This window comes from Natronorubrum sp. A-ect3 (genome assembly GCF_041821125.1).
In the GTDB taxonomy this organism is placed as follows: domain Archaea; phylum Halobacteriota; class Halobacteria; order Halobacteriales; family Natrialbaceae; genus Natronorubrum; species Natronorubrum bangense.
Genome location: NZ_JBGUBB010000010.1, coordinates 63797 through 76468, shown reverse-complemented (window position 1 = coordinate 76468; position 12672 = coordinate 63797). Strand labels below are relative to the sequence as shown.

Annotated in this window: 14 protein-coding genes; 10 read left to right on the top strand and 4 right to left on the bottom strand. The window is 60.6% G+C overall.

Features of this window, described 5'->3' with window-relative positions; all coding sequences use genetic code 11:
• Positions 1-2 precede the first annotated feature (2 nt).
• The 3 genes from ACERJA_RS18675 to ACERJA_RS18665 form a co-directional block, all read right to left on the bottom strand.
• Positions 3-872, bottom strand: a complete 870-nt coding sequence (locus tag ACERJA_RS18675; protein WP_373609720.1) for a RimK family alpha-L-glutamate ligase — start codon at positions 870-872, stop codon at positions 3-5.
• 323 nt (positions 873-1195) lie between these two features.
• Positions 1196-1726: a 50S ribosomal protein L16 gene (locus ACERJA_RS18670; protein WP_006065160.1), complete on the bottom strand. Its 531-nt coding sequence runs from the start codon at positions 1724-1726 to the stop codon at positions 1196-1198.
• 279 nt (positions 1727-2005) lie between these two features.
• Complete coding sequence (locus ACERJA_RS18665; protein WP_373609719.1) at positions 2006-2236, bottom strand: MarR family transcriptional regulator; 231 nt, start codon at positions 2234-2236, stop codon at positions 2006-2008.
• Between the two features lie 674 nt (positions 2237-2910).
• Here ACERJA_RS18665 and ACERJA_RS18660 point away from each other — a divergent pair.
• The 4 genes from ACERJA_RS18660 to ACERJA_RS18645 all read left to right on the top strand — a co-directional run bounded on the left by ACERJA_RS18660 (position 2911) and on the right by ACERJA_RS18645 (position 6587).
• Positions 2911-4143, top strand: coding sequence for a site-2 protease family protein (locus ACERJA_RS18660; RefSeq protein WP_373609718.1), 1233 nt, complete (start codon positions 2911-2913; stop codon positions 4141-4143).
• Between the two features lie 91 nt (positions 4144-4234).
• Complete coding sequence (locus ACERJA_RS18655; RefSeq protein ID WP_373609717.1) at positions 4235-5233, top strand: ATP-binding cassette domain-containing protein; 999 nt, start codon at positions 4235-4237, stop codon at positions 5231-5233.
• A complete protein-coding gene (locus tag ACERJA_RS18650) occupies positions 5233-6030 on the top strand; it encodes an ABC transporter permease (RefSeq protein WP_373609716.1) in 798 nt (265 codons plus the stop codon). Before ACERJA_RS18655 ends, ACERJA_RS18650 begins: the two co-directional genes overlap by 1 nt.
• Before the next feature lie 92 nt (positions 6031-6122).
• Entirely contained in the window at positions 6123-6587 is a 465-nt protein-coding gene (locus ACERJA_RS18645) for a zinc ribbon domain-containing protein (RefSeq protein WP_006065154.1), read from the top strand.
• 40 nt (positions 6588-6627) lie between these two features.
• Here the strand turns inward: ACERJA_RS18645 and ACERJA_RS18640 are convergent, their stop codons facing one another.
• Entirely contained in the window at positions 6628-7644 is a 1017-nt protein-coding gene (locus ACERJA_RS18640; RefSeq protein WP_373609715.1) for an NADP-dependent oxidoreductase, read from the bottom strand.
• Between the two features lie 128 nt (positions 7645-7772).
• On the opposite strand from ACERJA_RS18640, the gene ACERJA_RS18635 reads away from it, so the two are divergent.
• The 6 genes from ACERJA_RS18635 to ACERJA_RS18610 all read left to right on the top strand — a co-directional run bounded on the left by ACERJA_RS18635 (position 7773) and on the right by ACERJA_RS18610 (position 12640).
• On the top strand, positions 7773-8474 hold the full coding sequence (locus ACERJA_RS18635) for a carbonic anhydrase (RefSeq protein ID WP_373609714.1): 702 nt from the start codon (positions 7773-7775) through the stop codon (positions 8472-8474).
• A 114-nt stretch (positions 8475-8588) separates the two neighbouring features.
• Positions 8589-8807: a hypothetical protein gene (locus ACERJA_RS18630; protein ID WP_373609713.1), complete on the top strand. Its 219-nt coding sequence runs from the start codon at positions 8589-8591 to the stop codon at positions 8805-8807.
• 110 nt (positions 8808-8917) lie between these two features.
• A complete protein-coding gene (locus ACERJA_RS18625; protein ID WP_005554588.1) occupies positions 8918-9112 on the top strand; it encodes a cold-shock protein in 195 nt (64 codons plus the stop codon).
• A 116-nt stretch (positions 9113-9228) separates the two neighbouring features.
• The gene (locus tag ACERJA_RS18620) at positions 9229-9663 is read left to right on the top strand and encodes a cupin domain-containing protein (RefSeq protein ID WP_373609712.1); all 435 of its coding nucleotides are present in this window, start codon (positions 9229-9231) and stop codon (positions 9661-9663) included.
• Positions 9664-9748: 85 nt separating this feature from the next.
• Complete coding sequence (locus tag ACERJA_RS18615) at positions 9749-10393, top strand: class I SAM-dependent methyltransferase (protein WP_373609711.1); 645 nt, start codon at positions 9749-9751, stop codon at positions 10391-10393.
• 180 nt (positions 10394-10573) lie between these two features.
• A complete protein-coding gene (locus ACERJA_RS18610; protein WP_373609742.1) occupies positions 10574-12640 on the top strand; it encodes a DEAD/DEAH box helicase in 2067 nt (688 codons plus the stop codon).
• The last annotated feature ends 32 nt before the right edge of the window (positions 12641-12672 follow it).

The following is a 12672-nucleotide window of genomic DNA, read 5'->3' as shown; positions in this document are numbered from 1 at the left end:
CCTCACCGACACCGCGTGCGTATCGCCGCCGCCAACCGATCGTAAAAATCCGGCTCGTATTTTGTTTCCTCGTCGATCGTCGGCCGGGCGTTCGTCTCGTTGACGACGATTCGATCGTCAGTCTCGAGGAGGTCCACGCCGAGAAACGGAATCTCGAGTTCGGCGGCGACTGATTCGGCGAGGTCGCGCCACTGCTTGGGGAGGTCGACGCCGGTCGCCTCCGCCCCGCGGTGGACGTTGTGTTTCCACTGCCCGGACGCGACCGCGTCGTCGGGAAGGCGACGCTCAACGGCACCGACGTACTCGCCCTCGAGCACCATCACCCGGTAGTCGGTCGAATCGGGCAGATACTCCTGGACGAGAAACGAGCGGTCACCAGTCGCCCGATAGTCGTGGACCAGTGAGAGGTAATCACAGATCCCCAGAAACGAATCGAGATCGTGAGCCTTTGCGACGCCGACGCCGCGGGTCGTCGAGTTCGGTTTGACGACGACCGGCGGCTCGAATCGCTCGAAGACATCGGCTAACTCGGCCTTCGAGACCTCGTTCGAGACGTAAACCGAGTCCGGAACAGGCAGGTCTGCCCGTCCGAGGCGAGCAAGCACTTCGGCCTTGTTTCGCGAGGTCAGGACGGCGTCGCGACCGTTGAGCCACGGCACCTCGAGAAGGGCGTCAGCGACCCCACCCTCCATCAGCCGCCCGGGATAGACGTATCCAACGTCGTACTCCGCTGGCTCCCACGGTGTGTCCGACCCCAGCGACACCACGCGCTCGCTGACTGGAACGTACTGCGCCTGAATATCGCGTTCGGCCAACGGCTCGCGCATCCGCTGGAACGTCTCCGTGTTGTTCGCAACCGCGAGAGTGAGCATACTCGATGTCGGGTGTAGACTGATAAAAAGGTGCTCGAGACCGCGCTCGCAGTCACGAACTCGACCCGACTGAGAGCGGCACGTGCACAGCGTGTCCGCTACAGACGACTCACACTGCCAGACAACAGTCAGTAACCGCCCAATCGCGGCTCATCGGTCGTCGTCGGCGACGACCGTTCGCGTGCGATCGGTGCGTGAATCGTTCTGTCGGGCAGTATCAGCGACCGCTGTGAACGGTCGACTATCGGAGCGACGGTTGAAAAGCGGCGTGTGCTCGCGACGAGAGCCTGTTTGCCTCTCGAGCAACGGAGCAACGCGTCGGTTTACGCGATCAGCTGCTCTTCGCCTTTCTCGACGACGATACGGCACGGCGGCGAGATCTTGTTGTAGGAGCGACGGAGCGCGTCCTTGGCGAACTCGGCGTCATCGACGTCACACCAGATCGTGAAGATGCGCTCGCCAGCGCCCATTCGTGCGGCGGTGCCGACGATCTTCCCGAAGGACTGTCGCATCCCGTCGGAAACACGGTCTGCACCTGCACCCGTTGCCTGCTTGTTCTCACGGATGACGTGGTGTGGGAACTTCCGGAGAATCATCTTGTAGTTGCCCTCTCCGGCGTTTTTCAGCATGTGACGGTTGGCCGAGAGACGCGAGGCCTCGAGCGAACCGTGTCGGATCTGCACCTCTTCTTCGGTGACGAGGCTGATCTGGATGGGGTAGTCGTCTGCATCGGCGCTGAGGTCGCCCATCTTGTGCTGTGCGATCTTCGAACCTGGGATCCCAGTAATGTATTCGCGGCGCGTGTAAGCCGGCTTACTGATTTCCCGATACATTGAGGCGGGTTTATCGGACATGGTTGTGGTTACTTACGAAAACGCAGGCCTACCGTGCGGATAAAGGCTTCGAAGCACGCGTTGAGGAGACCGGCCAACGGCCACCGAAACACGACGGTGGGGTGATACGGTAGCATACACATATTACTCTCCCGTGTGGGTGTGTGAGAACTGAGCTGCTGACGGCGTCTCTCGAGAGACTGGTGTAGCGACAAACGGCAAACCAACACACAGTTACGCGATGTTGCGGCAGCGACGACTCGATGAAAGGGCGACAGAACAGCGATCGAAGCTCACAACTCAGTTGCGCAGAACGTACTCGGTGTCCTGTTTCTCGATCAGTCCCTCGGTCGAAAGGGAGTTGAGGACGCTCAGGATCGTGATCTTCTTCATTGCCAGGATCTGCCCGAGTTCGTCGACCGTCGTCCCATCGGTCGCATCCAGGGTGAGGTAGACGAGTTTGCCCTGTGGGGACTTGATTTCGGTCGGAAGGTGACTGATTTCGGCGTCGGAATGGGTCTGTTCCATCATTGTACTTCCACCGACAACGAACTCCTGTATAAGTCTATGGTACAGTGGGTGCATATTGGCTAACGAGTAATAATGTGATTATATGTATTGATTCGCACTCACATGATCCAAGCAGCGCACCCGTGTATCGCGTATCATGCAGTTGTATTCGTTTTACTGGCCACTCAGCCGAATACTCTCGCCTGAGTGATAGTTTTGCCCGTTGCGTTTCAGACCGCTTCGACTGGGGTATAGCTCACAGAACACGTCATACAGCACGGCGTACCGGACACTCGATTGTTACTTTTCTCGAGTCGCACATTCTGTTTAATGTGTATTAATATGGCCGATCAGACGAGCGTGCAGTTCGGTGCACACTGCGCTTTGTACGGTCTGCTGCCCGTCACTGTACACCCATCGCACGACGGGAGCACGGTTCGGAACGTGCGCGGTTCGGAACGAACGAAGTGAGTGAGAACCGTGGCCAGTGCGATGGGTGTGTGCCTCGGTTCAGTTGGTTCGGTCGTCGGTCCGGGGTGACGGAGACATCGAGAGACGAACTCGAGTCCGGCATGCATCTGGGATCTGGATGCGAGTCACGTAGCGATTGGACTCGAGGAAAAGCGCTCGAGAGAGTGACCGCCGAAACACACACCAGCGGCGTATTTAAGGCCCTCCCGTGGTTATAATACGATATGATGAAGAGTTTCCGGATCGGTTCCCTGTTCGGGATTCCGATTAAATTGGATCTCACGTTCTTGTTGGTGTTGCCGTTGTTTGCCTATCTCATCGGTGCACAGATCGGGCCTGTCGTCGATATTCTCAACACGAGCATGAACGCTGGGATCGACGCCGACGCACTCACAGCCGAGTGGTGGCTGCCGTACGTCGTTGGTTTAGCTGCGGCGATCGGACTGTTCGTTGGCGTCGTCTTACACGAACTCGGCCACTCGCTGACTGCCCAGCGGTATGGGTTTCCGATCGATTCGATTACGCTCTGGCTGTTCGGTGGCATCGCTGCCCTCTCGGAGATGCCCGAAGATTGGAAACAGGAGTTCAACATCGCCATCGCGGGCCCAATCGTCTCCGTGCTGGTCGGTATCGCATCGTATCTCCTCTTTTTGATCACTCCCGAAGCGTTCAGCGGAACACGGTTCGTACTTGGCTATCTCGCTGTATTGAACGTCGCACTCGCGATTTTCAACATGATTCCGGCGTTCCCGATGGACGGCGGACGAATCCTCCGGGCACTCCTCGCTCGTGGGCGGCCATACGCAAAAGCAACACAGCAGGCTGCAGGCATCGGCAAACTGTTTGCTGTCTTCATGGGCCTGTTCGGGCTGCTCGCGTTCAACATTATTCTCATCGGTGTCGCCTTCTTCGTCTACATCGCGGCCTCGAGTGAGGCCCAGCAGGTGACGATGAAAGCCGCCTTCCAGGACGTCACCGTCGGAGATATCATGACGTCGACCGGCGATCTCCACACCGTCGAGCCCGACACCCCGATTTCGACGCTTATCCAGCGGATGTTCACCGAACGCCACACGGGCTATCCGGTTGTCGAATACGACGCGCTCGAAGGCGAGCGACTCGTTGGCCTCGTCACCCTCTCAGATGCTCGTGGGATCGATCCAGTCGAGCGTGATGCCTACACGGTCGAGGACGTCATGACGACTGATCTGCAGACGATTTCGGCTGATTCGGATGCCATGACCGCAATCGAGCAAATGCAAAAACACGGTATCGGTCGCTTGCTCGTCGTCGAGAACGATGCGCAGCACTCTGCTGACCGGCCGGACGGCGAGACACCGCACGAAGGCGACGAACTCGTCGGCTTGATCTCGCGGTCGGACGTGATGACGGCCTTCGACATCGTCCAGAAAAGTGGGTCAGTCAGCCCGGTTGGCCAACCACAGACTGCAGACTGATCGAGCACCAAACCGGCAAAATAGGCCGTAACGGCCGTCTCGAGCACCGAGACCAACATTCTTAACCGCAGTCGGGGCTGACGCTTCGTCGATGCCACCGGCCATAGAGACCGTCGATCTCGTCAAGGAGTACGGCGATTTGCGCGCTCTGCAGGAACTCTCACTGACCGTCGAGGAAGGGGAGTTCTTCGGCTTGCTCGGCCCGAACGGCGCAGGCAAGACGACGTTCATCAACACGCTGGTCGGACTGGTCCGCAAGACCGGCGGCGAAGCGCGTGTGTTCGGCCACGACGTCGAGGACGACTACCAGCAGGCCCGGGACGCGATCGGCGTGGCCCCACAGGAGTTCAACGTCGATCGGTTCTTCCCGATCCGTGAGGTTCTCGAGCACAAGGCCGGCTATCACGGTATTCCTGAGGACGAAGCCGCCGAGCGTGCCGACGAGGTGCTCAAACGCGTCGGCATCTATGATAAGCGAAACGAACGCTTCGACTGGCTCTCCGGCGGGATGAAACGCCGCCTGCTACTCGCCCGCGCCCTCGTCACCGACCCTGATCTCCTCATTCTCGACGAACCGACGGCGGGCGTCGACGTCCAGCTGCGCCACGACCTCTGGGAGCTCGTCACCGAACTCAACGAGGAGGGAACGACGATTTTGCTGACGACCCACTACATCGAGGAGGCCGAACGCCTCTGTGATCGGGTCGCGATCATGAACGAGGGTCGAAAGGTGACCGTCGCGACGCCGGACGAACTGAAAACTCGAGGCACGGATACGATCTCGGTGCAACTCGAGTCCGCACCGGCTGTCGCACCCGACCTCAAGGCCTACGCACACGAAACGAGCGTCTCCGGGGATCACCTCGAGGTACGCGTCGATGACGGCGGCTCGATCGCACCCCGCCTGCTCAACGACCTCGAGGCGATGGGGTACGAGATCACCGACCTCGAGATCTCTCGGACCTCGCTCGAGGAGATTTTCGTCGATCTGACACGAAGCGAGGACCGAACGGTGACTCGCTCGTCGGCTACAGCTGACGATGGTGAGCGCGACCACGACGTCGAGCGAGAACAGGAGGGGGTCGCCTGATGCTGTCGGTCGGCTTTCGCGCGCTGTTCCGGCGTGAACTGCTCCGGTTCATTCGGCGTCCCAAGAACACGTTCATGCCGCCGGCGATCACGAACGTGCTCTACTTCGCCGTCTTCGGGATGATTCTCGGCGGGCGGATCGACGAACCGGTGGCGGGGATCGGCTACATCCTCTTTCTCATCCCGGGGCTCATCGTCCTTGGAACCATCTCGAACGCTTTCGAGAACGCCTCGTTCTCGATCTTCCACGGGCGGTGGAACGAGTACATCCACGAGACGCTCACCTCGCCGCTGTCGTATGCCGAGATGGTCGTCGCCTACGTCGGCGCCAGCGCGGTTCGTGGCCTGATCGTCGGCGCGATTATCGCCGTCATCGGCCGGCTGTTCGTCCCGATTTCGATCGAACACGGCCTGTTCCTCGTCGCCACGATGGTCGTCATCGCCGCGCTGTTTGCGGGACTGGGGATTATCGGCGGGCTCGTTGCGCGGGACTTCGACGACCTCACCGTGATGAACCAGTTCATTCTCCGGCCGCTGGTCTTCTTTGGGGCCGTCTTCTACTCGCTGACCATGCTGGACCCCATCTGGCAGTACGTTTCTCTCCTGAATCCGATGGTCTACATGGTCGACAGCGTTCGGTACGGCTTGCTTGGCTACTCGGATCTGCTCGAGGTTGCGCCGGCGGCCTACGCCGAACTCGCACCGTATGCCTCACTCGGGGTGCTCACCGCACTCACCGGGTTCGTCATCGCGCTCGACGTCTACCTGTTCAAGATCGGCTATGGGCTGACTGACTGATCGGTGACGGTGGCTCGAGAGCTACTGACAGCGATTTTTACGCCGTGCGGTGTAACACAGATATTATTGGCCGTCGGCGACCTCAGTCTCTCATGGGAAACGAGTACTGCCGGCACTGTGGTGCAACACTCGCACCTGATTCCAATTTCTGTAGCGAATGTGGCGAAGCAGTCGCTGAGCCCAGCGGCTGGGGAAGCGATGTCGGTGAATACGACCGATCGCACGAACCGACAGCCCATACAACGACACGCGAGAAGGAAACGACGTTTGCGGCGCTCACACATGTTTTGGGACTGCTGACGTGGGTTATCGGCCCGCTGATCGTGCTCGTCGCGACCGAAGATGAGTTCGTCGAGGAGAACGCCAGAAACGCATTGAACTGGCAGATCATGTTCTCGATCTACATGCTGCTCTCGTTCGTGCTCACGTTCGTCCTCATCGGGCTCGTATTTTTGTTCCTTGTTCCGATCGTCGACCTGATCGTCTGCGTCGTTGCGGCTGTCAAGGCCAACGACGGCGAGGCGTGGACATACCCAGCCACACCTGATATCGTCTAGCGGGGGGCTCTTTCGTTCGAAATGACTCGAGTACCGACTCTCACCGGTCGTCTTCTGCGACCTTGACGAGCTGCTTGCCGATGTTTTCTCCTTCGAACAGCCCCAGGAACGCGTCAGGGGCGTTCTCGAATCCGTCGACGACGTGCTCGCGATACTGGATCTCGCCGCTCTGAACGAACTGCGAGAGGCGCTCGAGCGCCTCGCCCCAGCGTCCCTCGTAGTCGGTGACGAGAAAGCCCTCGACCGTCACACGGGATTCGATGAGTTTGCCGAGCTTTCGCGGCCCGGTGGGGACGTCGGTCTCATTGTAGAGGGCGATCTGTCCGCAGACGGCGACGCGAGCACGGACGTTCAGCCGGGGCCAGACGGCATCCGTAATCGGGCCGCCGACGTTGTCGAAGTAGACGTCGATCCCGTCCGGACAGGCGTCGTCGACCGCACTCGAGAGGTCGTCGGTCGTCTTGTAGTTGATCGCAGCGTCGAAGCCGAGGTCGTCGGTGAGCCACGCGATCTTCTCTTCACTGCCGGCGGTGCCGACCACGCGCGCCCCGCTGAGTTGTGCGAGTTGGCCGACAACGGAGCCGACCGCGCCGGCTGCAGCGGAGACGACGACCGTGTCGCCGGGCGTCGGTTCGCCGACATCGAGCAGCCCGAAGTAGGCTGTGACCCCGGGCATCCCGAGGACGCCCAGCGCCGTCGAGATCGGGCCATGCGCGGGGTCTACCTGTCGGAGTTCGCCCGCGTCAGCGACGGCGTGTTCCGCCCAGTGGAGGTCGCCAGTGACAACGTCGCCGGCCGAAAACCGGGTGGCGTTCGACTCGAGAACCTCGCCAACGACGCCGGCGCGCATCGGCTCGCCGACGGTCCACGGGTCGGCGTACGACTCCGCATCTCGCATTCGACCGCGCATATAGGGGTCGACGGACTGATACAGCGTGCGAACAAGCACCTCGTTCGGTCCGGGCTCGGGACGATCCACGGTAACAAGGTCGAAGTTTTCGGGTGTCGGTTCGCCGACTGGACGGCTCGCGAGCCGCCACTGCCTGGTTGTTGCCATACACAGACATGGCTCGTCGGGACCGTGAAAATTCGGCTTCCGGAACCCGCTTCGTCTCCGGCTCGAGTTACACCGGGATACGTGCACAAAGAGCAAGCGTTTTGACGATCATCCGCCATGTCGTTCGTATGGGCGATGATCACGACGTGTTAGACGCGTTGCTCGCAGGAAACGAGCGTCACGTAGCAGACCTCCCAGATGACTACTTTGCAGCTGTTCAGGACGGCCAACAACCCGACGTCGTCTCCGTCTGCTGTTCGGACTCCCGTGTTCCACAGGAGCGAATGTGGGGCGTCGACAATCCGGGGACGGTCTTTACCCCCAGCAACATCGGGAATCAGGTCTGGGACGAGGACGACGGCGAGTTGATCGTCGACGGCGGTCTCCTGTATCCCATCGCCCACGCTGGCACCGATGTCGCAGCCGTCGTCGGCCACACCGGCTGTGGCGCTGTCACCGCAGCGTACAACGCGGTGACCGACGGCGACCTGCCCGGGCCACGAGGTGTCGACAAGTGGGTCGCACAGCTCATCCCGGTCATCGAAGACGGCCTCGAGAGCGACCTCATCGACGCCGATGCCGACGAGGAGATGGTCGTCAACCAGCTCGTCGAGTACAACGTCGATCGGCAGGCACAGTTCCTCCGTAACGCCGAGGAGGTCCCGGACGAGGTCGACGTCTACGGCTTTGTCTACGACTTCCAGGGGGTGTACGGCGACGACAAGGGTCGGACGTACCTGATCAACGTCAACGGCGAGACGGATCCCGAGACGATCGCAGCGTCGATTCCCGAAAAGTACGCAACGGCAACGGACAGTCTGATCCACTGACAGCCGAGCCGTCTCCGCCGTTTGCAGGCTCGACAGTCGGCGTGTCGCAACGAATTCGAGATCGGGAACGTCCGTGCCGGTAGCGTTTTGCCACTCCTACCAAAACAATCGAGCATGCGAGCGCTACTCGAGTCCGATACAGGGTTTTACTATCTCATCGGCCTCTTTACGATCGTGGTGTTTCTCGTGTCGCTAGCAGCGCTTTCGATACTCGGTCCTGCTGGCCTCGGTACAGCCGAACTGGGTGGGCTCGTCGTCGGCTTTCTCGTCTTCATGCTGGTGTATTTCATCTCGATAGCAGTCCACCGCCTTGAGGAAGGAGACGGGACATGACCGTTCGAGAAAATCCGAGATATCGCCACTAACACGCGGGTAACGTCCGATATCGGCACTTGCGTCGAGTCGCAGGGTTTATCAGTATACGGGCACTCTCTCCAAAAGCAATGGCGAAAGGAACCGTTGATTTCTTCAACGACACTGGCGGCTACGGATTCATCGAGACTGAGGACGCGGACGACGACGTGTTCTTCCACATGGAAGACATCGGCGGCCCGGACCTTGAGGAAGGACAGGAGCTTGAGTTCGACATCGAGCAGGCCCCCAAAGGCCCACGCGCGACGAACGTCGAGCGCCTGTAAGGCGAATTCGCGGTAGTATCGGCACTTGACTGCAGTATTTTATCCCCGTGAGCGACAGCGCTCGTCTCACCGGGAGTCCACTGAACGTTTAGTGGCCTCGCCGCCCACGTATGGGTATGGCAACACCAACGTCCACACCCGAACCCGAGCCAGTGATCCGTCGCAGCGACGACATCGAGTACGAATCCGTCAGCGCTGCTGACGGACTCGAGAAAGGCGTCCTAATCAGCGACGACCACGGTGCGCCGACGTTTGCGATCCGGCGCTTTGTCCTCGAGGCCGGCGCATCAGTGCCCGCACACACGAACGAGGTCGAACACGAACAGTACGTCCTCGAAGGAGAGTATACGGTCGGAATCGGCGATATGCAAGCGGCAGATAGCGCAACCGGCGACGCCGTCGACGGCGGTGAGGAGTACACGGTCGAAGCCGGCGACTCGCTGTTGATCCCTGCCGGGACAGTCCACTGGTATCGAAACGAGAGCGACGAGCCAGGGGCGTTCCTCTGTGCGGTCCCTAACGGCGACGACGAGATCGAACTGCTCGAGTGAGAGACAGAGCGAGGAGTGCTGTCAGCGGCGCTGGGCGAGCACGTGCCCAGCCAAACATTATAATAGCCCGTGCTGACCGCCCGATATGGGTACGTTACAGGACCACGACGCAACCCGGCACTGGTTCGACCTTCTGGCACCGGGCTACGACGCTGTCGTCCCGTCGCTGTTCTGGCCGGCGTCGCTCCAGCAGGCGGCACTCGATCGGATCGATCTCGAGTCGGCAGACCGAGTGCTAGACATCGGCTGTGGAACCGGCGAGACGATCGACCAGCTCCGTTCGGACGTCTCAGCGGCCCACGGGCTCGATCTAAGCCAGCCACAGCTCGAGACCGCCGCGGACAAATCGGAGCTCGAGGACGTCCGTTTTATCCGGGGGGATGCGCGTACGCTCCCGTATGCGGACGAGACGTTCGACTGTGTGGTCTCAGTCGGCTCGATCCTTTACTGGTCTGCGCCCGTCGAGGCGCTGCGAGAGGCCCACCGCGTCACGAAACAAGGCGGCGAGATCCTGGTTCTTGGCTTCAACCGGCGGTCGCCCTCGTGGTGGAACCCGGTCCAAAACGTTCAGGACGGTGTCGCCGAGACGCTCTTTTTCCGGTACGACCGCGAGGAGGGTACGGAGTTCTTCCTCGAAGCGGGGTGGACTGACCCCACTCACGAGCTGACTGGGCCGATCTGGGGACCTGAACTCGTAATCGCTACTACGGCACGGAAAGTCGAGTCGTAATCCCGACGCTCACCGCCCGCCGACGTGTGCGGATCTGTCAGAGCTGTCGAACGGCGACGGTCGCAGGGAGCCACTGCTCGCCGCTGCAGACCCTGTTGAACGATCGCCGTGTGTTCGATGCACGTTCAGCTGTTCGGCATTTCGAACCGCTCAAGTACGCCGACCGACTATGGCAACCCAGTGTCGAAGCAGGTCCAGCAGGTCGAAACGATCTTTTGTCACGAGATTGGCGACGACTATCTCGTGGTGGTCGAGCGCGACGGACAGCGACTGTTCCGGGCAAAGCTCGGACTGTCAGAAACCTCGGCCGGCCCTCGTCCCGCAAAGTTCCGGCTCAAAGACGGCTCGAGCGAAGAGCCACGCCAGCCCGACGAGTTCATCGAACTCGCCCGGCGATCCAAGCGGATTCGTATCTCCGAGCAGACCTCGAAGCAGGGCCGCGAGGAACTCATGGAGATGCTCAGCGGCTACCAGCTCGAGGACAAGGCCAAAGCCGTCCGAACCTGTCGGTACTGTGCCTCCGCAGGCCGGTATTCGCCGATTACGACCGAGACGGCCGTCAAAGACGATAACGACTGGATCTGCCAGGACTGTGCGCGCCAGGAACTCGAGCGGCAACTGTCGTACTCCGGTGGCGGCGCAGTCACCGGCGCGGCCAAAGACCGCCTCGAGGAACTCATGCTCGAGGTGCAGGATTTAGAGCGGATCGTCAACCTGCTGAAAGGCCAGCTCGATCCCGATCTGACGAAGTTCGATACCATCTCGGCGACAACCGATGAGGTCGATCCCGTTCGGGTGGACTCGCTGAACCTCCATCCCGGCTTACAAGGGCTGCTCGAGGACCGCTTCGAGACCCTGCTCCCGGTCCAGAGTCTCGCCGTCGAGAACGGGCTGTTCGACGCTGAGGACCAGCTCGTGGTGTCGGCGACGGCGACCGGGAAAACCCTCGTCGGCGAGATGACCGGTCTCAACCGTGTGTTGAACGGCAAGGGGAAGATGCTCTTTCTCGTTCCCCTCGTCGCGCTTGCAAATCAGAAGTACGAGGACTTTCAAGACGAGTACGGCCACCTCGTCGACGTTTCCATTCGCGTGGGCGCGAGCCGGATCAGCGACAACGGCAACCAGTTCGACCCCAACGCCGACGTGATCGTCGGCACCTACGAGGGGATCGACCACGCCTTGCGGACTGGCAAGAATCTGGGTGATATTGGAACCGTCGTCATCGACGAAGTCCACACGCTCAAAGAGGACGACCGTGGCCACCGACTCGATGGCCTCATTTCGCGGCTCAAATACACCTGCGAACAACGTGCGAAACGACGCGACGACTACGGCGGCGCGCAGTGGGTCTATCTCTCGGCGACCGTCGGCAACCCCGAACAGCTTGGCGCGGCTCTCGAGTCGACGCTCATCGAATTCGAGGAGCGGCCGGTGCCGATCGAACGGCACGTCACGTTCGCTGACGGCCAAGAGAAAGTTCGGATCGAAAACAAACTCGTCAGACGCGAGTTCGATACGGAGTCTTCGAAAGGGTATCGCGGCCAGACGATCATCTTTACGAACTCGAGACGGCGGTGTCACGAGATCAGTCGAAAACTCGAGTACTCCGCTGCGCCGTATCACGCCGGCCTCGATTACCGGCGCCGGAAAAAAGTCGAACGGCAGTTCGGCGAACAGGAACTCTCCGCCGTCGTCACGACTGCTGCCCTCGCTGCGGGGGTCGACTTCCCGGCCTCACAGGTGATCTTCGACTCGCTGGCGATGGGGATCGAGTGGCTTTCGGTCCAGGAGTTCCACCAGATGCTCGGCCGTGCGGGTCGGCCAGACTACCACGACAAAGGGACAGTGTACGTCCTCGTCGAACCCGACTGTGCCTATCACAACTCCATGGAGATGAGCGAAGACGAAGTCGCGTTCAAACTGCTGAAAGGCGACATGGAGTCGGTGATGACCCACTACGACGAGGCCGCCGCGATCGAGGAAACGCTGGCGAACATCACCGTCGGCGGGAAAGCCGCAAAGGGGCTCAACGACCGCATGCTCGGTGATGTGCCGACGAAACACGCGATCGGCAAGCTTCTGCAGTACGACTTCATCGATGGCTTCGAACCCACGCCGCTGGGCCGGGTCGTCACTGAACACTTCTTAGAGCCCAGTGAGGCCTTCATGCTCGTCGATGGCATCCGAAAAGACGCCCACCCCTACGAGCTCGTCGCGGATATCGAACTCCGCGATGCCGATCTGTAGCCGCTCGAATCGGACCGTAGCAGTTTCTCGAG

Bases quoted from the DNA above. Each gene is read 5' to 3' on its own strand.
- ACERJA_RS18675 (WP_373609720.1), bottom strand. From the start codon at position 872: ATGCTCACTCTCGCGGTTGCGAACAACACGGAGACGTTCCAGCGGATG.
- ACERJA_RS18670 (WP_006065160.1), bottom strand. From the start codon at position 1,726: ATGTCCGATAAACCCGCCTCAATGTATCGGGAAATCAGTAAGCCGGCT.
- ACERJA_RS18665 (WP_373609719.1), bottom strand. From the start codon at position 2,236: ATGATGGAACAGACCCATTCCGACGCCGAAATCAGTCACCTTCCGACC.
- ACERJA_RS18660 (WP_373609718.1), top strand. From the start codon at position 2,911: ATGATGAAGAGTTTCCGGATCGGTTCCCTGTTCGGGATTCCGATTAAA.
- ACERJA_RS18655 (WP_373609717.1), top strand. From the start codon at position 4,235: ATGCCACCGGCCATAGAGACCGTCGATCTCGTCAAGGAGTACGGCGAT.
- ACERJA_RS18650 (WP_373609716.1), top strand. From the start codon at position 5,233: ATGCTGTCGGTCGGCTTTCGCGCGCTGTTCCGGCGTGAACTGCTCCGG.
- ACERJA_RS18645 (WP_006065154.1), top strand. From the start codon at position 6,123: ATGGGAAACGAGTACTGCCGGCACTGTGGTGCAACACTCGCACCTGAT.
- ACERJA_RS18640 (WP_373609715.1), bottom strand. From the start codon at position 7,644: ATGGCAACAACCAGGCAGTGGCGGCTCGCGAGCCGTCCAGTCGGCGAA.
- ACERJA_RS18635 (WP_373609714.1), top strand. From the start codon at position 7,773: ATGGGCGATGATCACGACGTGTTAGACGCGTTGCTCGCAGGAAACGAG.
- ACERJA_RS18630 (WP_373609713.1), top strand. From the start codon at position 8,589: ATGCGAGCGCTACTCGAGTCCGATACAGGGTTTTACTATCTCATCGGC.
- ACERJA_RS18625 (WP_005554588.1), top strand. From the start codon at position 8,918: ATGGCGAAAGGAACCGTTGATTTCTTCAACGACACTGGCGGCTACGGA.
- ACERJA_RS18620 (WP_373609712.1), top strand. From the start codon at position 9,229: ATGGCAACACCAACGTCCACACCCGAACCCGAGCCAGTGATCCGTCGC.
- ACERJA_RS18615 (WP_373609711.1), top strand. From the start codon at position 9,749: ATGGGTACGTTACAGGACCACGACGCAACCCGGCACTGGTTCGACCTT.